At 68.9% G+C, this 20638-nt stretch carries 21 protein-coding genes; 11 read left to right on the top strand and 10 right to left on the bottom strand.

Annotated elements, in window-relative coordinates:
* Positions 1 to 4: 4 nt before the first annotated feature.
* A complete protein-coding gene (locus tag ACODTB_RS20845; protein WP_291113127.1) occupies positions 5 to 811 on the bottom strand; it encodes an MlaE family ABC transporter permease in 807 nt (268 codons plus the stop codon).
* A 123-nt stretch (positions 812 to 934) separates the two neighbouring features.
* Between ACODTB_RS20845 and ACODTB_RS20840 the strand changes: the two genes are divergently transcribed.
* Positions 935 to 2497, top strand: a complete 1563-nt coding sequence (locus tag ACODTB_RS20840) for an acyl-CoA synthetase (RefSeq protein ID WP_291113125.1) — start codon at positions 935 to 937, stop codon at positions 2495 to 2497.
* Between the two features lie 6 nt (positions 2498 to 2503).
* Here the strand turns inward: ACODTB_RS20840 and ACODTB_RS20835 are convergent, their stop codons facing one another.
* Entirely contained in the window at positions 2504 to 3313 is an 810-nt protein-coding gene (locus ACODTB_RS20835; RefSeq protein WP_291113123.1) for a siderophore-interacting protein, read from the bottom strand.
* A 74-nt stretch (positions 3314 to 3387) separates the two neighbouring features.
* Between ACODTB_RS20835 and ACODTB_RS20830 the strand changes: the two genes are divergently transcribed.
* On the top strand, positions 3388 to 3825 hold the full coding sequence (locus tag ACODTB_RS20830; RefSeq protein WP_291113121.1) for a MarR family winged helix-turn-helix transcriptional regulator: 438 nt from the start codon (positions 3388 to 3390) through the stop codon (positions 3823 to 3825).
* A gap of 9 nt (positions 3826 to 3834) precedes the next feature.
* Here ACODTB_RS20830 and queG read toward each other — a convergent pair whose 3' ends face one another.
* Positions 3835 to 4923, bottom strand: coding sequence for a tRNA epoxyqueuosine(34) reductase QueG (gene queG, locus ACODTB_RS20825; protein WP_291113119.1), 1089 nt, complete (start codon positions 4921 to 4923; stop codon positions 3835 to 3837).
* A 42-nt stretch (positions 4924 to 4965) separates the two neighbouring features.
* Here queG and tsaE point away from each other — a divergent pair, with 42 nt between their 5' ends.
* Positions 4966 to 5502 carry a tRNA (adenosine(37)-N6)-threonylcarbamoyltransferase complex ATPase subunit type 1 TsaE gene (tsaE, locus tag ACODTB_RS20820; protein ID WP_291113117.1) on the top strand — a complete coding sequence of 179 codons (537 nt, stop codon included), beginning with the start codon at positions 4966 to 4968 and terminating at the stop codon, positions 5500 to 5502.
* Positions 5499 to 6947: an N-acetylmuramoyl-L-alanine amidase gene (locus ACODTB_RS20815; RefSeq protein WP_291113115.1), complete on the top strand. Its 1449-nt coding sequence runs from the start codon at positions 5499 to 5501 to the stop codon at positions 6945 to 6947. The genes tsaE and ACODTB_RS20815 overlap by 4 nt, the downstream gene beginning before the upstream one ends.
* 2 nt (positions 6948 to 6949) lie before the next feature.
* On the opposite strand, the gene ACODTB_RS20810 is transcribed toward ACODTB_RS20815, so the two are convergent.
* From ACODTB_RS20810 to ACODTB_RS20785, 6 genes are read right to left on the bottom strand one after another with little or no spacing between them, the layout of a single operon-like run.
* Positions 6950 to 7279, bottom strand: coding sequence for a non-heme iron oxygenase ferredoxin subunit (locus ACODTB_RS20810; RefSeq protein ID WP_291113113.1), 330 nt, complete (start codon positions 7277 to 7279; stop codon positions 6950 to 6952).
* Positions 7280 to 7294: 15 nt separating this feature from the next.
* Positions 7295 to 8263 carry a Bug family tripartite tricarboxylate transporter substrate binding protein gene (locus ACODTB_RS20805; protein ID WP_291113111.1) on the bottom strand — a complete coding sequence of 323 codons (969 nt, stop codon included), beginning with the start codon at positions 8261 to 8263 and terminating at the stop codon, positions 7295 to 7297.
* Positions 8260 to 8637, bottom strand: coding sequence for a chorismate mutase (locus ACODTB_RS20800; RefSeq protein ID WP_291113109.1), 378 nt, complete (start codon positions 8635 to 8637; stop codon positions 8260 to 8262). Before ACODTB_RS20800 ends, ACODTB_RS20805 begins: the two co-directional genes overlap by 4 nt.
* Positions 8638 to 8641: 4 nt before the next feature.
* Complete coding sequence (locus ACODTB_RS20795; protein ID WP_291113107.1) at positions 8642 to 9130, bottom strand: aromatic-ring-hydroxylating dioxygenase subunit beta; 489 nt, start codon at positions 9128 to 9130, stop codon at positions 8642 to 8644.
* 2 nt (positions 9131 to 9132) lie between these two features.
* Positions 9133 to 10380 (bottom strand): aromatic ring-hydroxylating dioxygenase subunit alpha, encoded by a 1248-nt coding sequence (locus ACODTB_RS20790; protein ID WP_291113105.1) that lies wholly within the window; start codon positions 10378 to 10380, stop codon positions 9133 to 9135.
* Positions 10381 to 10390: 10 nt separating this feature from the next.
* On the bottom strand, positions 10391 to 11377 hold the full coding sequence (locus ACODTB_RS20785) for a 2Fe-2S iron-sulfur cluster-binding protein (RefSeq protein ID WP_291113103.1): 987 nt from the start codon (positions 11375 to 11377) through the stop codon (positions 10391 to 10393).
* 146 nt (positions 11378 to 11523) lie between these two features.
* On the opposite strand from ACODTB_RS20785, the gene ACODTB_RS20780 reads away from it, so the two are divergent.
* Positions 11524 to 12444, top strand: a complete 921-nt coding sequence (locus tag ACODTB_RS20780) for a LysR family transcriptional regulator (protein WP_488929703.1) — start codon at positions 11524 to 11526, stop codon at positions 12442 to 12444.
* Between the two features lie 7 nt (positions 12445 to 12451).
* On the opposite strand, the gene ACODTB_RS20775 is transcribed toward ACODTB_RS20780, so the two are convergent.
* Positions 12452 to 13105: a DedA family protein gene (locus ACODTB_RS20775; RefSeq protein ID WP_291113099.1), complete on the bottom strand. Its 654-nt coding sequence runs from the start codon at positions 13103 to 13105 to the stop codon at positions 12452 to 12454.
* 36 nt (positions 13106 to 13141) lie between these two features.
* Here ACODTB_RS20775 and mutL point away from each other — a divergent pair, with 36 nt between their 5' ends.
* From mutL to ACODTB_RS20745, 6 genes are all read left to right on the top strand, one after another.
* A complete protein-coding gene (gene mutL / locus ACODTB_RS20770) occupies positions 13142 to 15052 on the top strand; it encodes a DNA mismatch repair endonuclease MutL (protein ID WP_291113097.1) in 1911 nt (636 codons plus the stop codon).
* Positions 15053 to 15201: 149 nt separating this feature from the next.
* Complete coding sequence (gene gdhA, locus ACODTB_RS20765; RefSeq protein WP_291113095.1) at positions 15202 to 16545, top strand: NADP-specific glutamate dehydrogenase; 1344 nt, start codon at positions 15202 to 15204, stop codon at positions 16543 to 16545.
* 217 nt (positions 16546 to 16762) lie between these two features.
* On the top strand, positions 16763 to 17641 hold the full coding sequence (locus ACODTB_RS20760; protein ID WP_291113093.1) for an alpha/beta hydrolase: 879 nt from the start codon (positions 16763 to 16765) through the stop codon (positions 17639 to 17641).
* Between the two features lie 47 nt (positions 17642 to 17688).
* Positions 17689 to 18951 (top strand): multidrug effflux MFS transporter, encoded by a 1263-nt coding sequence (locus tag ACODTB_RS20755; protein WP_291113091.1) that lies wholly within the window; start codon positions 17689 to 17691, stop codon positions 18949 to 18951.
* An 11-nt stretch (positions 18952 to 18962) separates the two neighbouring features.
* A complete protein-coding gene (gene miaA / locus ACODTB_RS20750; protein WP_291113089.1) occupies positions 18963 to 19931 on the top strand; it encodes a tRNA (adenosine(37)-N6)-dimethylallyltransferase MiaA in 969 nt (322 codons plus the stop codon).
* Positions 19928 to 20596 carry an ABC transporter ATP-binding protein gene (locus tag ACODTB_RS20745; RefSeq protein ID WP_291113087.1) on the top strand — a complete coding sequence of 223 codons (669 nt, stop codon included), beginning with the start codon at positions 19928 to 19930 and terminating at the stop codon, positions 20594 to 20596. Before miaA ends, ACODTB_RS20745 begins: the two co-directional genes overlap by 4 nt.
* Positions 20597 to 20638: the final 42 nt, after the last annotated feature.

The raw sequence follows: 20638 nt of genomic DNA, 5'->3' as shown, positions 1-20638 counted from the left end.
GGTGTCAATAGTAGTTGCCGACCAGCGACACCACCTCGATCAGCAGCACCACCGAGAACAGGCGGGCAAATTCGCTCATGTCGCTGCGCCGGCTGTAGCGGCCGTCGCGGTCGGCCTGCGCCGCTCCGGCCAGCGGCACCACGGCCACCGCGAGGCTGAAGAACACGGTCTTGAGGCCGAAGATCAGCGTGACCGCCGGCGAGAACACGCCGCCCACGGCGCGCGTGTAGCCCGGCAGCCCCCACGGCGAGAAGCCGTAGACCGTGAGGTAGGTCAGCACCAGCGCCACCACCGAGCTCAGGCCCGCGAGCAGCAGCACCGAGAACATGCTGCCCAGCGCGCGCGGCAGCAGCTGGTTGGCCAGCAGCGACTGCCGCTCCGGCAGGCTGCCCTCGCGCTGCTGCAGCGCCAGCTGCTTGCGCACCTCCTGCGCGCCCGGCATCGCGTAGCGCACCGCCACGAACATGGCCACGTAGAGCGGAATGAGTTCGAGCACCAGCGTGCGCACCAGCACCTCCAGCGCGTACTGAGACAGGCCGTAGCTGTAGGCCGTGGCCACCACGATGCGGATCAGCACCAGGCTCACCAGCGCCGAGAGCACCAGGAACCAGGTGAGCAGCGGCGCGGTGGCGCGGTACAGGCTGCCGAGCACCGCCTGGCGGTGCGTGGGCGCGCGGTAACTGGCCGGCGACAGCGCCAGCACCAGGATCTGGGCGCCCACGAACAGGGTGTGCCACCAGGCGTTCCAGCTAGCGCGCAGGCCCCGGCCCCAGCGGCCCAGGGTATCGTTTGCAGCGTTCACGGGGTTCATGGGGCCATGATAGCCGTGGGTCTTCGCCAAGCCAGAGGTGCGGCCACCGGCAAATGTGACAGCATGCAGCGGCCGCAACGGTCAGAATCCGTGCGCAAGCCATCCGCCGACAGGAGACCCGCCATGACCGCTTCCGTCCACCCCGTGGTCCGCCGCCAGACCATCGCCGACGCGCTGCGCCGCACCGCGCAGCGCCTGCCCGCCAAGTCCGCCGTGGTCTGCGGCGACACGCAATGGACCTACGCCGAGTTCGACGCCCTGGTCAGCCGCCTGGCCGCCGGCCTGGCGCGCATCGGCGTCGCCCAGGGCGACAAGGTGGCGGTGCTGGCGCGCAACTCGCACGGCTTTGCGGCGCTGCGCTTCGCGCTGGCCCGACGCGGCGCGGTGATGGTGCCGATCAACTTCATGCTCAAGGCCGACGAGGTGGCCTACATCCTGCGCCACGCGGGTGCGCGCACCCTGGCCACCGACAGCGGGCTGGCCGAACTGGCGCGCGCGGCGGCGGCGCTGGACACCCAGGTCCAGCAATACGTCTGGCTGCCCTCGGAAGACCCGAGCGAGCCGGTGCCCGGCATGCACCGCTTCGACGAACTCGCGGCCTGCACCGACCCGCTGCCCGAAGTCACCCTCGGCAGTTACGACCTCGCGCAGATCGTCTACACCAGCGGCACCGAATCGACGCCCAAGGGCGCCATGCTCACGCACGACGCGGTGCTGTGGCAGTACGTGAGCTGCGTGATCAACGCCGAGATCGCCGAAGACGACCACGCCCTGCACGCGCTGCCGCTCTACCACTGCGCGCAGCTCGACGTGTTCTTCGGCCCGGCGGTCTACATCGGCAGCAGCAACGTGATCACCGCCAAGCCGGTGCCGGACAACCTGATCGCGCTGATCGAGAAGTACCGCATCACCAGCTTCTTCGCGCCGCCCACGGTGTGGATCGCGCTGCTGCGCTCGCCGCTCTTCGATGCGGCCAGGCTGCAGAGCCTGAGCAAGGGCTACTACGGCGCGTCCATCATGCCGGTGGAGGTGCTCAAGGAACTGGCCTCGCGCCTGCCCTCGGTGCGGCTGTGGAACCTGTACGGCCAGACCGAGATCGCGCCGCTGGCCACCATGCTCGGCCCGGACGACCAGCTGCGCAAGCCCGGCTCCTGCGGCAAGGCGGTCATCAACGTGGAGACCCGCGTGGTCACCGACGACCTGCGCGACGTGGCCGTGGGCGAGGTCGGCGAGATCGTGCACCGCTCGCCCCACCTCATGCTGGGCTACTTCAACGACCCCGAGCGCACGCGCTCCGCGTTCGAGGGCGACTGGTTCCACAGCGGCGACCTCGCGGTGATCGACGAGGAAGGCTTCATCACCGTGGTGGACCGCAAGAAGGACATGATCAAGACCGGCGGCGAGAACGTGGCCAGCCGCGAGGTGGAGGAAATGGTCTACCGCCTGCCGGCCGTGAGCGAGGTCGCGGTGATCGGCCTGCCCGACCCGAAGTGGGTCGAGGCGGTGACGGCGGTGATCGTGGTCAAGGCCGGCCAGGCGCTCACCGAGGACGAGGTGATCGCGCACTGCAACCGGCACATGGCGGCGTTCAAGGCACCGAAGCGCGTGGTGTTCAGCGACAGCCTGCCCAAGAACCCCAGCGGCAAGCTGCTCAAGCGCGAACTGCGCCAGCGCTACACCGGCTGAGCGTCTTCAGCCGCCCAGCGTTTCGTGGTGGCCGACGGCACCGCGCTTCCAGTAGGCGGAGGCGCGCACGCGGCCCTTGTCCAGGCCGTGGCCATCCACCAGGGCCTGCCGCACGGCCGCGATGCTGGCGGCTTCGCCACCGGCCCAGGCAAAACCTTCGCCGGCGGGCAGCGTCAATGCGGCCACGACCTGCGCGAGCGCGTCGGTGGCGCCGGTCTGAATCCAGTGCGTCTGCAGGCGCGCGCGGCTGGTGAAAGTGCGGCGGTCGGCCGCTTCGGCAGTTTCGATGACGGTGATGGCCTGGGCCGTTTCGGGCAGTTCCTCCAGGCGCCGCGCGATCGCGGGCACGGCGGACTCGTCGCCCACCAGCAGGTGCCAGTCGAAGCCTGTGGGCACGACGAAGGAGCCCCGGGGGCCGCCCAGGCCGACTTCGTCGCCGGGTCGGGCCGCCTCGGCCCAGCGCGAGGCCACGCCGTCGCCGTGCAGCACAAACTCGATGTCCAGCGTGCCGGCGGCGCGGTCGAACTGGCGCGGCGTGTAGTCGCGCATCACGGGCTTTTCGGCACCCGGCGGCAGGGCCAGCCCGTCGGGACCGGGCCGGGGCAGCACCAGCGGCTGGCCGGGCTGGGCCGGCAGCATGAGCTTGGCGTGGTCGTCGAACGAAGCGCTGACGAAATCGCGCAGGGCCTCACTGAAAAAACGGATGCGAAGAAAGTGCGGGCTGACCGCGTCGATGCGCTGCACGGTCAGGCGGCGCACCTTGATCTCGTGGCGCACGCGCTCCACGGCCAGTGGGTTGGGAATGCTTGTGTTCATGGCTCTATTTGGTTGATAATGACAACCATCATGCCTTGATTGGATGACACTGTCAACAACATGGACAACCCACGATGACAAGAAATTCGAACACCGAGGTGCTGGACCGCCTGCACAGCCTCATGCACGGCCTGCGGCGCCACCTGCAGGAGGCCATGCGCCACGACGGCGAGGGCCTGGGACCGATGGAGGCGCGCTGCCTGGGCTACTTCATGCGCCACGATGGCGCCACGCAGAGCGACCTGGTGCAGCACTCGGGCCGCGACAAGGCGCAGATCGCGCGCATCGTCAAAGCCCTGCACGAGCGCGGCCTGCTGCACAGCCGCCCCGACCCCGACGACGGCCGCAGCCAGCGCGTGGGCGTGACCGCCGAAGGTCAGGCGCTGCAGCGCAAGATGCAGCAGCACCGGGTGCGCTTCGAGAAGACCATGATGGCCGGCCTCACCGACAACGAGCGCACCACCCTGCTCGCCCTGCTCGGCCGGCTGGAGGACAACGTGGGCGAAGCCTGAGGCGAACGCTCAGTGGGCGGCGGCCCCTTGCGCCATCGCCCAGGCCACGTGCTCGCGCACCAGTTCGCTGGGGTGGTCGGCGCGGGCCTGCAAGGCCTGAAGCACCGCTTCATCGGGCCCGGCGCGCAGCGCATTGCCGAGCGAGACCGCGATGTTGCGCAACCAGCGCTCGTGTCCGATGCGCCGGATCGGACTGCCCTCGGTGCGGCGCAGGAACTCCGGCTCGCTCCAGGCAAACAGCTCCACCAGCGTGGCACCACTCAGGCCCTCGCGCGCGTCGAAGTCGGGCAAGGGGCTGCGCCGGGCGAACTTGTTCCAGGGGCAGATCAGCTGGCAGTCGTCGCAGCCGTAGATGCGGTTGCCGATCAAGGGACGCAGGGCCTCGGGAACCGGGCCGGCATGTTCGATGGTCAGGTAACTGATGCAACGGCGTGCGTCCAGCCGGTGCGGTGCGGTGATGGCCTGGGTGGGGCAGATGTCGATGCAGGCGCTGCAGGCGCCGCAGTGCGCGCTGATGGGCTCGGTGGGTGGCAGGGGCAGGTCGGTGTAGATCTCGCCCAGGAAGAACATCGAGCCGGCTTCGCGGTGCAGCAGCAGCGTGTGCTTGCCGCGCCAGCCCTGGCCGCTGCGCTGTGCGAGCTCGGCCTCGAGCACCGGCGCCGAGTCGGTGAACACGCGGTGGCCCAGCGGCCCGGCGGCGGCCTGGATGCGCTCGGTCAGGGTCTGCAGCCGGTTGCGCAGCACCTTGTGGTAGTCGCGCCCCCGGGCATAGACCGACACGATGGCCTCGTCCGGGCGCTCCAGGCGCCGCAATTCCCGGGCCTGCCAGTCCTCGGGTGTGCCACGCGGCAGGTAGTCCATGCGCGCGGTGATCACGCTCAGCGTGCCCGGCACCAGCTCGGCGGGGCGGGCACGCTTCATGCCATGCGCGGCCATGTAGGCCATGTCACCGTGCCATCCAGCCGACAACCAGGCCTGCAAACCCGGTTCCGCGGCCGACAAATCCACACCAGCCACGCCAATTTGGGAAAATGCAAGCTCCTGGCCCCAGGCCTGTATCTGCGAGACGAGTTGAGCGGCATCAAAAGCGAACTTCATGGCAAGCCGATTGTAGGAACCGAACCGGTTTCTGCAGGCCTTGTGCCCCCTGTCGAACGCTGGCAGGGCCAGTGGGCCACCGAAGAAGACACCCAGGCCTTCGCGCGCCGCCTCGCCACCACCCCGGCCATCGCCCACGCCACGCTGACCCTGCAGGGCGACCTGGGCGCGGGCAAGACCACGCTGGTGCGCCACCTGCTGCGCGCGCTGGGCGTGCGCGGTCGCATCAAGAGCCCCACCTACGCGGTGGTCGAGCCGCACAGCGCGATCGACTGCGCGGTGATGCCCGAGGGCGAGCCGCTGCAGATCTGGCACTTCGACTTCTACCGCTTCAACGACCCGCGCGAATGGGAAGACGCGGGCTTTCGCGAACTTTTCGCCAGCCCCGGCCTCAAGCTGGTGGAATGGCCCGAGCGCGCCGGTGAGTTTCTGCCGGTGGTCGATCTCCAGATCGACATTCAACCCGACGACATGATCACACCCCAAGCCCACACCGACCCGGACCAGGACACCCAGCGCACCGTGCACGCCACGGCGCTCACCGCCACTGGCCGCCTGTTGCTGGAGGCACTGGCGTGAGCGGCCACCTCAGCCGCCGCACCCTGCTGCGCACCGGCTCGCTGGTGCTGCTGCTGGGCGCGCAGCAGATCGCGCGCGGCGCCAGTGTGGTGGCGGTGCGCATCTGGCCGGCCGAGGACTACACGCGCGTGACCATCGAATCCGACGCGCTGCTGCAGGCCAAGCAGTTCTTCGTGACCGACCCGCCCCGGCTGGCGGTGGACATCGAAGGCATCGACCTGCTGCCCGGCCTGCGCGAGCTGGTGGGCAAGCTCAAGTCGGACGACCCCAACATCGCCGGCATCCGCGCCGCGCAGAACGCGCCCAACGTGGTGCGCCTGGTGATCGACCTCAAGAAACCGATCAAACCCCAGGTGTTCAACCTGGAGCCGGTGGCGGCCTACCAGCACCGGCTGGTGTTCGACCTCTACCCCCTCAACCCGCCCGACCCGCTGGAGCAGCTGATCGCCCAGCGCATGAAGGACATGGACGCGGCCAGCGAACGCGCCGCGCGCCTGCTGGGCCTGGAAGCCGACAAGGTCACCAAACCGGCCACGCCGGCCGACGACCCGCTGGGCGAGCTGATCGCGGGCCGCGAGCGGCCCAAGGCCCCTGCCAACCCCGACCAGGGCCCGCCGCTGCCGGCGGCCAAGCCACCCGGTGGCAGCGACGACACCACGGTCGCCGGCGCTGGCCCCAAGGGCAGCCCGGCCAAGCAGCCGCCCGGCGGCAAGGGCAAGACCGAGCGCCTCATCATCATCGCGCTCGACCCCGGCCATGGCGGCGAGGATCCCGGTGCCATCGGCCCCAACGGCACACAGGAAAAACGCGTGGTGCTGCAGATCGCGCACAAGCTGCGCGAGCGCATCAACGAGACCCGCGTCAACGGCAACCCCATGCGCGCCTACATGACGCGCGACAAGGACTTCTTCGTGCCGCTGCAGGTGCGCGTGCAGAAGGCGCAGCGCGTGCAGGCCGATCTCTTCATCAGCATCCACGCCGACGCCTTCCTCACGCCCAGGCCCCAGGGCGCGAGCGTGTACGCGCTGAGCACGCGCGGTGCCACCAGCACCGCCGCGAAGTGGATGGCCGACAAGGAGAACGCCGCGGACCTGGTGGGTGGCCTGAACGTGAAGGCAGCCGACGCCCATGTGCGGCGCGCCTTGTTCGACATGAGCACCACGGCCCAGATCAACGACAGCCTCAAACTGGGCTCGGCCATGCTGGGCCACGTGAAGAAAATCGGCAAGCTGCACAAGCCCCAGGTGGAGCAGGCCAACTTCGCCGTGCTGCGCGCGCCCGACATCCCCAGCGTGCTGGTGGAAACGGCCTTCATCAGCAACCCCGATGAAGAAAAGCGCCTGAACGACCCGAAGTACCAGGACGACCTGGCCGACGCGCTGGTGCGCGGCATCGTCGCCTACTTCTCGAAGAACCCGCCGCTGGCGCGCAACCGCCAGATCTGAGCTCAGACGGGCAGCTGCAGGAACACCCGCCCGTTCTCGATGCGCACCGGGTAGCTGCGCAAGGCCTCGGTGACCGGCGCGCAGGTCGGGCTGCCGTCGCGCACGTCGAACTTGCCCTGGTGCAGCGGGCATTCGATTTCGTGGCCTTCCAGGAAGCCGTCGCACAGGCGCGCGTGGCCGTGGGTGCAGATGTTGTCGGTGGCGTACACGCTGCCCTCCACCTTGTAGAGGGCGATGTCGAGTCCGTCGACCTCCACGCTGGTCACGTCGTCGTCGGGCACATCGTCGAGCGCGGTCGCGTCGGTCCAGGGCAGGCTGCTGTCGGTGGTCATGGCAGTGGCTCCGTGTCAGTTCTCGGGCTTGAGGCCGGCGCGTTCGATCACCGGCTTCCAGCGGGCGAGCTCCTCTTTCATGAACTTCGCCAGCTCCTGCGGCGTGCCGCCCACGGGATTGAAGTACGCGCCCTGCAGGCGCTGGCGGGTCTCCGGGTCCTTGAGCACGGCGGAGATCTCCCGGCTCATGCGCTGGACGACCTCGGGCGGCGTGCCCTGCGGCGCCATGTAGGCGAACCAGGGCTCGGCCTGGATGTCGGCGATGCCCGATTCGCGCAGGGTCGGCAGCTCGGGCAGCAGGTCGAAACGCTCGGCCGACGTGACGGCCAGCGCCTTGAGGCGCCCGGCCTTGGCCTGCGGCATGATCGCCACCGGCGGCAGGCAGGCGAAATGCACGTCGCCCGCGATGATCGCCGTGACCGCCTGGCCCGAGGACGCGTAGGGAATGTGGACCGCGAACGACTTGGTCCGGGCCTTGATCAGTTCCACACCCAGGTGTGCGATCGAGCCGCTGCCGGTGGACGCGAAGTTGTACTGGCCCGGGTTGCGCTTGAGCGCGTCGAGCCAGCCCTTCACGGTGTCCACGCCCATGCTGTTGGAGACGGCGCAGACGTTGGGCGTGGTGGCGGCCAGCGTCACCGGCGCGAGGTCTCGGAAGGGGTCGTACGGCAGGCGCTTGTAGAGCACGGTGTTGTAGACCAGGGGCGCGTTCACCGACAGCAGGAAGGTGTAGCCGTCCGGCGCGGCCTTGGCCACCAGGTCGGTGCCGCTGTTGCCGCCGGCACCGGGTTTGTTCTCCACGATCACCGGCTGGCCCAGGCGCGCGGCGAGCTTGTCGTTGATGACGCGCGCCAGGATGTCGGGCGACGAGCCGGCGCCGAAGGGCACGACGATGCGCACGACGCGCGCCGGCCAGTCCTGTGCGTGGGCGGCGGTACCGGACAGCGCGATCAGCGCACAAGCCATCAGGCGGAAGGTTTTCATGGGTTCTCCTCGATGTTTTTCATTTCAAGATGGTCGCGCTGTTCGCGCGCGATGAAGCCCGCGACCATCGCGCGGTAACAGGCGTCCACCACTTCGGGGTAGGCGCCGGTCTGTTCGGCCAGCTGCCGCACCTTGTCGAAGACTTGCTGCTGGCGTTGCGGCGCGGACACCTGGAACGCATCGCGCTTGAAGCGCGCCGCGTCTTTCACGTAGCGGCCGCGCTCGGCCAGCAGGGCCACGATCTGCGCATCGAGCGCGTCGATGTGCTCGCGCACCTGGGCGAGGTTCTCGCACAGGGGCACGTACGCCGGGTCAATGAAGCGGCGCAGCGGTGGCGCGTGGGTGTCGGGTTCGGTCTGGGGTTCGTGGGCCATGGGGTCAGATCGGATAGATGATGGAATTCGGGATCATTTCGCTGTCGTACACGCACAGGCGCGAGGCGAACTTGAGCCCGTCGGGCGTGCGCACGATCACGTCGATGTAGCGGCCGACGTTGAACACCGTCGATTCGCGCGAGAGCTTGGTGCGAAAGACCGCGTAGTTGGCCTCGACCTCGAAGCGGTCGGCCTCGGCCTTGTGCACCAGCGGCGCACCCACCACGTGGCGCTGGTAGTACGGGTCGTGGAACAGCGTTTCCTTGATGCCGTAGGCGCGGTCCTTGAGCATGCCCTTGCTCTCGAAGGACAGCGTGGCCAGCGGGAAGCCGCGCTCGTGGTTCTCGCGCGGAATCAGCTTGTAGACGCAATCGTCGATGAAGAACTCGGGCCAGAGATCCCAGTCGCCCGAATCGACCGCCTGGGCGTAATCGGCATAGAGCCGGGAGATGGCCATGTGGTCCTCGAAGCGGAGCGCGGTGGTGTGGCTCATGCTCAGGCCTCCATCACTTCGCGCCAGTAGGCGTACATGCCGCGGATCAGGGTCTCGGTGACCATGTGGTCGGTGTCGCCCACCTCGCGCCCGCCCAGCTCGGCCAGCGTGCGGTGATAGGGCTTCTGCTCGAAGCCCTGTTGCGAGAACTCGATCACCTCGCCGTCGTCGGCCGAGACGAAGCCGGCCGGGCCGAACAGGTTGGCCTGGCGCAGGCGGCGCTGCGTCATCTCTTCGCTGTCGTCCTCGAAGCCGAAGTGGGTCCAGACGAAATCGAAGGCGCCATGGCCGTCGGGCTGGATGTGGCGGGTCGAGACGCTGTTGACCTGCTGCTGCAGGATGACGCTGGGGAAGAGCGTCATCATCACCGCCGTCGGGCCCTCCCACCAGGGTTCGGGCACGATGTCCAGGAAGCGCGGGTCGTGCAGCTGCATGCTCTCCTTGAAACTGGAGACCTGCGTGACCTGCTCGGCCTTGCCCGACTGGCCACGCGTGGAGATCATGGCCGCGTGGCGGTGGCGAGCGTCCATCTTCAACTCGCTCTTGTTGTCGGCGCGCCAGAGGCCGAAGGTCACGAACCAGGTGTGCAGCAGGCCCGGGTGGTACGGGTCCTTGATGTTCTCCTGCATCAGCTTCCAGTTGCCCGGAATGCGCTGGCGGTTGTACCCGAGGATGGTGAGCTTGCGGCCGTTGAAGAGGCGGTCGAAGTAGCCCAGAATGGCCGGGCCCATGAAGTCTTCCAGCGACTCGACGCCGTGGTCGAAACTGGCAAACACCACGCCGCCGCGCGTGGCCACCTTGAGCTTGTTCAGCCCGTGGTCAGCGGTCTTGAAGTCCGCCGGCATGCCGCCGTTGACCTTGCCGTCCTGCTTCACGCCGCGCCGGAACGGCACGCCCTGGAGGTCGCCCTTCAAGGTGTAGCTCCACTGGTGGTACGGGCAGACGAATTCCTTCTTGTTGCCGTGGCGCTCGCGGCAGAACTGCATGCCCCGGTGGGCGCAGACGTTCTCCACCACGCTGATGCCGCCGTCGGCATCGCGCACCATGATCACCGAGCGCTCGCCCACCACCGTGCGCTTGTAGTCGCCGGCGTTGGGCACCTCGGCCTCCAGGCCCACGTAGTTCCAGTGCCGGGTGTAGAAGAAGCGCTCCAGCTCCTTCTTGTGCAGCTCGGCATCGGTGTAGGCCATGAAGGGAATCCGGCTGGTGCCGTCGGATTCCCAGCGCAGTTGCTCGGGAAAGGTACTCATGGGGGTCTCCTTAGGTGCCGCTGGCGTAGAAAGCGTCGGCGTAAATCTGTTCGGGCAACACGCCCATCTGGCGGATCAGCATCGAGGTGGCCTCCACCATCGGCGGCGCGCCGCAGAGGTAGGCGCGGAAACCGGCCAGGTCGCGCCAGTCCTGCCGGATGGCGTCGGTGACCAGACCGGTGCGACAACCCGCCGCCGTCCCGGACGCCAGCACGGTGTGGACCTGCAGCTTCGGGTACCGCTGGCGCAGCTCGTCCAACCAGTCGAGGCCATAGACGTCGCGCTCGGAGCGCACACCGAAGTACAGGTGGATGGGGCTGTGCATGCCGGCCGCCACCACGCCGCGCACGATGGACAGGATGGGCGCCAGCCCGGTGCCGCCGGCCACGCACAGCATGGGGCCGGTGTGCTTGCGGCGCAGGTAGGCCGCGCCCAGCGGGCCGCTCACGCGCACCGCGTCGCCCACCTTCAGCTGGTTCTTGATGTAGCCGCTCACGCGGCCGTCGGGCACGCAGCGCACATGGAACTCCAGCTCACCGTCGGTGCAGAGGCCTGCCATGGAATACGGGCGGATGTGGTCGGGCGTGAACTGCAGCTGCGCGTACTGCCCGGGGGAGAACTCGATCGGCTTGGCGGGCTTGAGCCGCAGGCGCCGGATGTCGTGCGTGGGCGCCTCGATCGCCACCACGGTGGCCTTGACAATGCGCGCGGTGTGAACCACCACCTCGTCGGGCTCGGGGATCTCGATGGTGCAGGACTCGGTGACAAAGGTCTGACAGGCCAGCACGCAGCCCTCGTCCTCGTTCGCCTGGGGCGGCCGCTGCTCGCGGCCCGACGCCAGCACCTGACCCGAGACCACCTTGCAACGGCAGGTGCCACAACGGCCGGCCATGCAGCTGTACGACACCGGGATGTCGTGGGCCCGGAGCGCATCCAGCAGGTTCACCCCGGCCTCGACGCTCAGGGTGCGCTGCAACGGGCGTACGTGGATGTCCATGGGGGCTTGTCTCGTCTTTGTGGTTATCGGCGCTCGTGGGGAGCGATGGCGGCGATGATCATCGCCCCAGGAAAATCAGTCAATGCAATGGCATCAATTCAAAATATCATTCAAATCAATATTGATGAACTGACCGAAGACGCCCCATGAAGCTCGAAGACATCGACCTGAACCTGCTCGTGGTGTTCAACCAGTTGCTGACCGAACGCAAGGTGTCCCGGGTCGCCGAGAACCTCGGCCTGGGCCAGCCCGCCGTGAGCAACGCCCTGGCCCGGCTGCGCAAGCTGTTCGACGACGAGCTGTTCCTGCGCACCGCGCAGGGCATGCAGCCCACGCCCTTCGCCGAGCAGTTGGCCGAGTCGGTCGGCTATGCCCTGGGCATGATCCACAGCGCGGTGAACGCGCGCAGCAGCTTCGACCCCGCCACCAGCCAGCGCAGCTTCTCCATCGGCATGACCGACATCGGCGAGATCTATTTCCTGCCGCAGCTGATGCAGCGCATCCAGCAGCTGGCGCCCGGTGTCACCATCAGCACGGTGCGCAACAGCGGCCTGCACCTGCGCGACGCCATGGAAGCGGGCCAGATCGACCTGGCCATCGGCCTGCTGCCCCAGCTCAAGGCCGGGTTCTTCCAGCGCCGCCTGTTCGAACAGCGCTACGTCTGCCTGTTCCGGCAGGGCCACCGGCTGGACCTCAAGCGCATGAAGACCAGTGATTTTTTTGCGGCCGACCACCTGGCTGTCGTGTCGGCGGGCACGGGCCACGGTCAGGTCGATGAAATCCTCGATAACCATTCACCACGGCGGCGGGTGAAGCTCAAGGTGCCTCATTTCGTGGCCATCGGCCACATCCTGCAATCGACCGACCTGATCGCCACCGTGCCCGAGCGCCTGGCCGAGCGCATGGTCCAGCCGTTCGGCCTGCGGCAGCTGCCGCACCCGGTCGAGTTGCCGAAGATCGCCATCAACCTGTTCTGGCACGCGAAGTACCACAAGGACCCGGCCAACCAGTGGCTGCGCAACCTGGTCTTCGAGCTGCACGCCGATGGCGGCGGCCTGCCCTCGTGACCGAGGCTCAGGCCGGGTTGCGCTTGGCCTCGCGGCTGGCCTTCCAGGCGCCAAAGACCGCGATCAGGCCGGGCACGATGATCAGCGCCCAGATGATCATGCTCAGGTTCTCCTGCACCCAGGGCAGGTTGCCGAACAGGTAACCCGCCGTCGTCAGGCCCACCACCCAGATCAGCGCGCCGATCACGTTGTACGCGGTGAACTTCACGCGCGTCATCTCGGCCACGCCGGCCACGAAGGGCGCGAAGGTTCGGATGAAGGGCATGAAGCGCGCCAGGATGATGGTGATGCCGCCGTACTTCTCGTAGAAGGCGTGCGCCTGGTTGAAGGCGTTGCGGTTGAACAGGCGCGAGTTCTCCCACTGAAACACCTTGGGGCCGAAGTAGCGGCCGATGGTGTAGTTGGTCTGGTCGCCCAGGATCGCGGCGATGACCAGCAGCGCCATCGCCAGCGGCAGGCTCATCAGGCCGACACCGCACAGCGCGCCCACCACGAACAGCAGCGAGTCCCCGGGCAGGAAGGGCATCACCACCACACCGGTCTCGGTGAAGATGATCAGGAACAGCAGGGCATACACCCAGGCCCCGTAGGTCTGCACGAAGGCCTGAAGGTGCTGGTCCACATTCAGGATGAAGTCGATGAGGAAGGTAACGATTTCCATGGTGGGGGCATTATCCCTGCGGCCTACAATTTGCCCGTGACAAGTCTTCCCCCCCTCCCCCGCCGCCCCATCCGCGAACTCCCCGATGAGCTGATCAGCCAGATCGCCGCGGGCGAAGTGGTCGAGCGGCCCGCCTCGGTGGTGCGCGAACTGGTGGACAACGCGCTGGACGCCGGCGCGACGCAGATCACGGTGCGGCTGCAGGCCGGTGGCGTGCGGCTCATCAGTGTGGAGGACAACGGCTGCGGCATCCTGCGCAGCGAGTTGCCCCACGCGCTCAAGCGCCATGCGACCAGCAAGATCGCCAGCCTCTCCGACCTAGAGTCGGTGGGCACCATGGGCTTTCGCGGCGAGGCGCTGGCCGCCATCTGCTCGATCGCCGAGGTCTCGCTGCTCACGCGCGTGGACACCCCCGATGAGCCCCACGGCTGGCTGCTCGACGGCCGCAGCGGCGAGCTGCAGCCCACCGCCCGCGCCCCCGGCACCACGGTGGAAGTGCGCGAACTGTTCTTCGCCACACCCGCTCGGCGCAAGTTCCTCAAGACCGACGCGACCGAACTCGCCCACTGCATCGAGGCCGTGCGCCGCCACGCGCTGGCCCGGCCCGACGTGGGCTTTGCCATCTGGCACGAGGGCAAGCTGGTGGCGCAATGGCGCGCAGTGGCCGGCGACAGCGGCATCGCCGCGCTGCGCCAGCGCCTGGCCGATGTGCTGGGCGAGGACTTCGTGGCACAGGCGGTGGCGGTGGACTGGCCCATCGAGGCCCCCGTCCTGGTGGCCAACGGCCAGCAGCGCCTGCGCGTGTGGGGTTTCGCCGGCGTGCCCGACGCCGCGCGCTCGCGCGCTGACTGGCAGTTCGCCTACGTGAACGGTCGCTACGTGCGCGACAAGGTCATCACCCACGCCGCGCGCAGCGCCTACGAAGACGTGCTGCACGGCCACCGCCAGCCGGTCTACGCCCTGTTCATTTCACTCGACCCCACGCGCGTGGATGTGAACGTGCACCCCACCAAGATCGAGGTGCGCTTCCGCGACAGCCGCGAGGTGCACCAGGGCGTGCACCATGCAGTGGAAGCCGCGCTCGCGGTACCCCGCTCGGGCAACAGCGCAGCAGATGCGGCCCCCATGCCGGTGGCCGCGCCCGCCGCCCCGGCCTGGACCCCTCCGACCAGGCAGGCCCCGTTTGCATTCGCGCCGCGCGAGCCCGAGGTGGGCCACCGCGTGAGCGACGTGGGGGCCCTGTGGGCCACCGCGCCGGCCGCGCCCCCCCCGACCACGGCCAGCATCAACGCCAATGCCAATGCCTGGGCCCCGCCCGCGCGCAGCGCCGACCCTGCGCCACCCCAGGCCTTGCCCGAGGGCGACTGGCCGCTGGGCCGCGCCATCGCGCAGCTGCAGGGCGTGTACATCCTGGCCGAGAACGCGCACGGTCTGGTGGTCGTGGACATGCACGCGGCCCACGAGCGCATCGTCTACGAGCGGCTCAAGCAGCAGCTCGACGAGCAGCAGCTGGCCAGCCAGCCGCTGCTGATCCCGGCCACCTTCTCCGCCACCCCCGACGAGGTGGCCACCGCCGAGGACGGCGCCGAGGTGCTGACCACGCTGGGCCTGGAGATCACCGCCCTCTCGCCCAAAACGCTGGCCGTGCGCGCCGTGCCGACCACGCTGGCCCAGGGCGACCCGGTGGAACTCGCGCGCAGCGTGCTCGCGGAGCTGGGCCAGCACGAGGCCAGCACCGTGGTACAGCGCGCCCGCAACGAACTGCTGGCCACCATGGCCTGCCACGGCGCGGTGCGCGCCAACCGGCGCCTCACGCTGGACGAGATGAATGCGCTGCTGCGCCAGATGGAAGTGACCGAGCGCTCCGACCAGTGCAACCATGGCCGCCCCACCTGGCGGCAGATGGGCATGAAGGAACTGGACGCCCTGTTTCTGCGCGGCCGCTGACGCGCGACCGCTTTTCCGCACCAAAAGCAGGCGAGACCCTCGGGTAAACGCGGAGGACGTCCATCGTCCGTCGCGCCAAAACAGGGCGTTTTGCGTCACGAAATGCAGGTTGCGCATAATCTCATGCACTTTTTTAAAGCATGAGACACATGAAATACACCTCGGCCCACCATTTCCTCGAACACGTCGCGCAGCAGAACCCCGGTCAACCCGAATTCCACCAGGCCGTCTCGGAGGTCATGGAAAGCCTCTGGCCTTTCATTGCCGCCCACCCCAAGTACGCCGAACACGGCCTGCTGGACCGCCTGGTCGAGCCCGAGCGCGTGGTGATGTTCCGCATTTCCTGGGTCAACGACCACGGTGATGTGCAGGTCAACCGCGGCTACCGCATCCAGCACAGCTCGGCCATCGGCCCCTACAAGGGCGGCATGCGCTTCCACCCCTCGGTGAACCTGTCGATCCTGAAATTCCTGGCCTTCGAGCAGACCTTCAAGAACGCGCTGACCACGCTGCCCATGGGCGGCGGCAAGGGCGGCTCCGACTTCGACCCCAAGGGCAAGAGCCCGGGCGAGGTGATGCGCTTCTGCCAGGCCCTGGTGAGCGAGCTGTTCCGCCATGTCGGCAGCGACACGGACGTGCCGGCCGGCGACATCGGCGTGGGCGGGCGCGAGGTCGGCTTCATGGCCGGCATGATGAAAAAGCTCAGCAACCGCGCCGACTGCGTCTTCACCGGCAAGGGCCTGTCCTTCGGCGGCTCGCTGATCCGCCCCGAGGCCACGGGCTACGGCACGGTGTACTTCGCCGAAGAGATGCTCAAGCAGCGCGGCATGAGCTTCCAGGGCCTGCGCGTGAGCGTGTCCGGCTCGGGCAACGTGGCGCAGTACGCGGTGGAAAAGGCCATGGCGCTGGGCGCCAAGGTGGTCACGGTCTCCGACTCCAGCGGCACCGTGATCGATGAAGACGGCTTCAGCCCCGCCAAGCTCGCCGAGCTGATGGAGGTGAAGAACCACCTCTACGGCCGCGTGAGCGACTATGCCGAGCGCACCAAGACGCGCTTCGAGCCTGGCAAGAACCCCTGGGCCGTGCCGGTGGACGTGGCCCTGCCCTGCGCCACGCAGAACGAGCTCAACGCCGAGGACGCGGCCACCCTGATCCGCAACGGCGTGATCTGCGTGGCCGAGGGCGCCAACATGCCCACCACCATGGAGGCGGTGCAGCGTTTCGAGGAAGCCGGCGTGCTGTACGCGCCCGGCAAGGCCAGCAACGCCGGCGGCGTGGCCACCTCCGGCCTGGAGATGAGCCAGAACGCCATGCGCCTGTCCTGGCCGCGCGACGAGGTCGACGCGCGCCTGCACACCATCATGCGCGGCATCCACGAAGCCTGCCTGCTGCACGGCCGCCGCGCCGACGGCACGGTGAGTTACGTGGACGGCGCGAACATCGCCGGCTTCGTCAAAGTGGCCGACGCGATGCTCGCCCAGGGCGTCATCTAGAGCACCCCCTGCGCCGCTGACGCGGCTTCCCCCTGAAGGGGGACGGCACCTGGGGCCGGCGAAGCCGGACCCTCGGTGCCTCTGGTTGCATGGGCCTGGCGCTCGGCGTGATGTGCGCCACGCACACACTGTGCAAGGGCCCGGCGGTGTGGCATGGAACCTGCGGAAGGTGGAAAGTACCTGAACTTTTTCCCCTTCTGGTGCATCCATTACCGCCATGAAGCGCCTCATTGTCACCCTGCTCGCCGCCCTGGCCCTGCTGGCCGGGTGCGCCACACTGGATGAGAAGCAGCGCTTCTGGATCTTCCAGCCCTCCGACCGCACCTGGGCCGGCGGCCTCAGCGCCGCCGAGGGCATGGACGACGTGTGGATCGATTTCGACTCCCCCAAGACCGGCAAGCCGGTCAAGCTGCATGGCCTGTGGGCGGCACACGAGAACTTCGAGCGCCGCAAGGACGCGCCCGTGCTGCTCTACCTGCACGGCGCGCGCTTCAACGTCACCGGCTCGGCCTTCCGCGCCCGGCGCATGGAAGACCTGGGTTTCTCGGTGCTGGCCATCGACTACCGGGGCTTCGGCAAGAGCACCAACGAGCTGCCCTCCGAAACCTCCGCCTACGAAGACGCCCGCGCGGCCTGGGACTGGCTCGGTGAGAAGTACCCTGGCCGCCCCCGTTACATCTTCGGCCATTCACTGGGCGGCGCCATCGCCATCGAACTCGCGGCTCAGGTGGACGACGAGGCCGGCACCGTGGTCGAAGGCACCTTCACCTCCATCCCCGACGTGGTGAGCACCTTCAAATGGGGCTGGCTGCCCATCTCGCTGCTGATCACGCAGCGCTTCGAGGCCGTCAAGCGCGTGCCCGAGATCGGCTCGCCGCTGCTCGTGGTGCATGGCGGGGACGACCGCCTGATCCAGCCCGAGCTGGGCCGCAGGCTGTACGAGGCTGCCAAGGGCCGCAAGGCGTTCGTGCTGGTCGAAGGCGGCTCGCACCACAACACCAACTCGGTCGGGCAGGCGCAGTACCGCGCCGCGCTCTCCAGCCTGTTCGGCATGCGCGACGACGCCGCAGACACCCTCAAGGTGGTCGAGAAGTAGACCCGCGCGCGGCGCCGCGGCCGGGGTGTTCTGCTACCCTCGACCGGATGCCCGCCCCGCCCCCTTCTTCCGCCATGTCGCCCGGCCTGATCGTGCTGGTGCTGTCCCTGTTGCTGGGTCTGCAACCCATCGCCACCGATCTCTACCTGCCCGCGCTGCCGGCGCTCACCACCGGCTTCGGCGCGCCCATGTCGCAGGCCCAGCTCACGCTCACCGCGCTGCTGCTGTGTTTCGGCCTGTCGCAGCTGGTGTGGGGCCCGCTCTCGGACCGCTTCGGCCGCCGGCCCGTGCTGCTGGTGGGCATGGGCGCCTTCGTCGCGGCATCCATCGGCAGCACCTTCGCGCCGTCGATGGAACAGCTCATCGTCTGGCGCGCGGTGCAGGGCGCGGCCATGGGCGCGGGCGTGATGTGTGCACGCGCCATCGTGCGCGACCTGTACGCACCCAGCGAAGGCGCGCGCGTCATGTCCAAGGGCCTCACCGGCCTGGGCGTGATCGCCTGTGCCGCGTCGCCCACCGGCGGCCTGCTGTCGGACCTGTTCGGCTGGCGCGTCTCGCTCATGGCGCTCGCGGTGTTCGGCGCCATCACCCTGCTGGTCGTGGCCCTGCGTTTCGAAGAGACCCTCGCTCAGAAGAACCCGCGCGCGCTCTCGCCCGGCACCCTGTTCAGCAACTGGGTGCAGATCGCGCGCCACCCCACGTTCTGGGCCTTCGCGCTGCTGTCCACCGCGTCCTACGGCGGCCTGTTCACCTTTCTCGCGGCCTCGTCCTTCGTGTTCATCCGCGTGCTCGGCCTGTCCACCACGGCCTATGGCGTGGTGATGTTCAGCATGTCACTCGTCTACATTCTGGGCACCTTCCTGTGCCGCCAGCTGCTGCCGCGCCTGGGCCTGCGCCGCACGGTGGCCGTGGCCGGGGTCATCACGCTGGCCGCCGGCACCAGCATGGGCGTCCTGGGGCTGCTGGGCGTGCAGAACACCTGGGCCATCCTGGTGCCGTTCTGGCTCTTCATGCTCGCGCACGGTGTGCACCAGCCCTGCGGCCAGAGCGGCGCGGTGGGACCGTTTCCGCAGGCCGCTGGCGCGGCCTCGGCGCTCAGCGGTTTCCTGTCGATGGTCACCGCCTTCGCCATGGGCGGCTGGCTCGGTGTGAGCCTGGCCGGCATCGGTGAAGGGCGCGGTTCGGTGCTGCCGCTGACCAATGGCCTGTGGTTCTGGAGCGTGCTCATCGCCCTCGTGGCCTGGACGCTGGTGCAGCGCCATGGCGAGGCGCACACCGCGCCGCAGCGCGTGAGCACACCGGCCCGTTGACACCCCTCACCATGCCAGTCGCTCCCCGTTGCATCGCACTCGCCGGCCCCACGGCCAGCGGCAAGAGCGCGGCCTCGCTGGCCATCGCGTTGCGCTGGCCGGTGGAGATCATCAGCGTCGACTCGGCCCTGGTCTACCGCGGCATGGACATCGGCAGCGCCAAGCCCAGCGCGCAAGAACGCGCCCTGGTGCCGCACCACCTGATCGACATCCTCGACCCGCTGCAGAGCTACAGCGCCGCCGACTTCGTGCGCGACACCACGCGCCTGGTGGACGAGATCGCCGCGCGCGGCCGCACCGCGCTGCTGGTGGGCGGCACCATGCTGTATTTCAAGGCCCTGCTGGTGGGCCTGGACGAGATGCCCCAGGCCGACGCCCGCGTGCGCGAACGCATCGAAGCGCGCGCGCTCGAACTGGGCTGGCCCGCGCTGCACGCCGAACTCGCTCGCGTGGACCCGGCCACCGCCGCGCGCCTGCCACCCAACGACTCGCAGCGCATCCAGCGCGCGCTGGAGGTGCACGAGGTGTCGGGCAGACCGATCTCCAGTTTCCAGACCGGCCGCACCCACAACCCGGACAGCCCGCTCGCACCCGAGCACCTGATCTCGCTTGAACCGCAGGACCGCGCCTGGCTGCACGCGCGCATCGCCCAGCGCTTCGACGACATGCTTGCCGCCGGTTTTCTCGACGAGGTGCGCGCGCTGCGCGCGCGCGGCGACCTCTCGACCGAGCTGCCGTCCATGCGCTGCGTGGGCTACCGCCAGGCCTGGGACATGCTGCAGGCCCATGGCGACGCGCTCACGCGCGAACAGCTCGCCGAGCTGCGCGACCTCGGCATCTTCGCCACCCGCCAGCTCGGCAAGCGCCAGCTCACCTGGCTGCGCTCCATGCCGCAGCGCCGCGTGATCGCCTGCGACGCGCCCGACGCGCTGGCCCAGGTGCTGCACACCGTCGACACCCTGCTGGGCCCGGCCGCATGAGCACGCCGGCCCTGGTGGTCCACGAACTCGGCAAGCGCTACGGCGACACGCCCGTGTTCAGCCAGGTGAGCCTGCGCGTGGCCCCGGGCGAGTTCGTCGCCATCGTGGGCGAGTCGGGCGTGGGCAAGTCCAGCCTGCTCAACTGCCTGGCCGCGCTCGACGACTGGAGCGAAGGCCACATCACCCACCAGGGCGTGGACCTCGGCACGCTCGACGAGACGCAGCGCGCGCACTGGCGGCGCGAGCACCTGGGCTTCGTGTTCCAGGCCTTCCACGTGCTGCCGCACCTGGACGTGGCGCAGAACGTCGGCCTGCCCCTGCTGCTGCTGGGCCGCCCCGACCCGGCGCGCGTGCAGCAGATGCTCGACGCCGTGGGCCTGGGCGGGCTGGGTGCGCGGCTGCCGGCCGAACTCTCGGGTGGCCAGTTGCAGCGCGTGGCGATCGCGCGCGCGCTCGTGCACCGCCCCGGCCTGCTGCTGGCCGACGAGCCCACCGGCAACCTCGACCCCAGCACCGCCGCCCAGGTCATGGACGTGCTGCAGCAACAGGCCACCGAGAGTGGCGCGGCGCTCGTGCTGGTCACGCACTCCCGCGCGGCCGCGGCGCGCGCGCACCGCGTGCTGCACCTCACCGCCTCGGGCCTGCAGCCCGCGCTCACCACCTGACACGTTTTCCGCGTGCACGGCGCGGGGCATCGCGGTAAGGTC

It is taken from the genome of Hydrogenophaga sp. FG152 (assembly GCF_057809615.1).
This window is presented reverse-complemented; position numbering and strand designations above follow the sequence as displayed.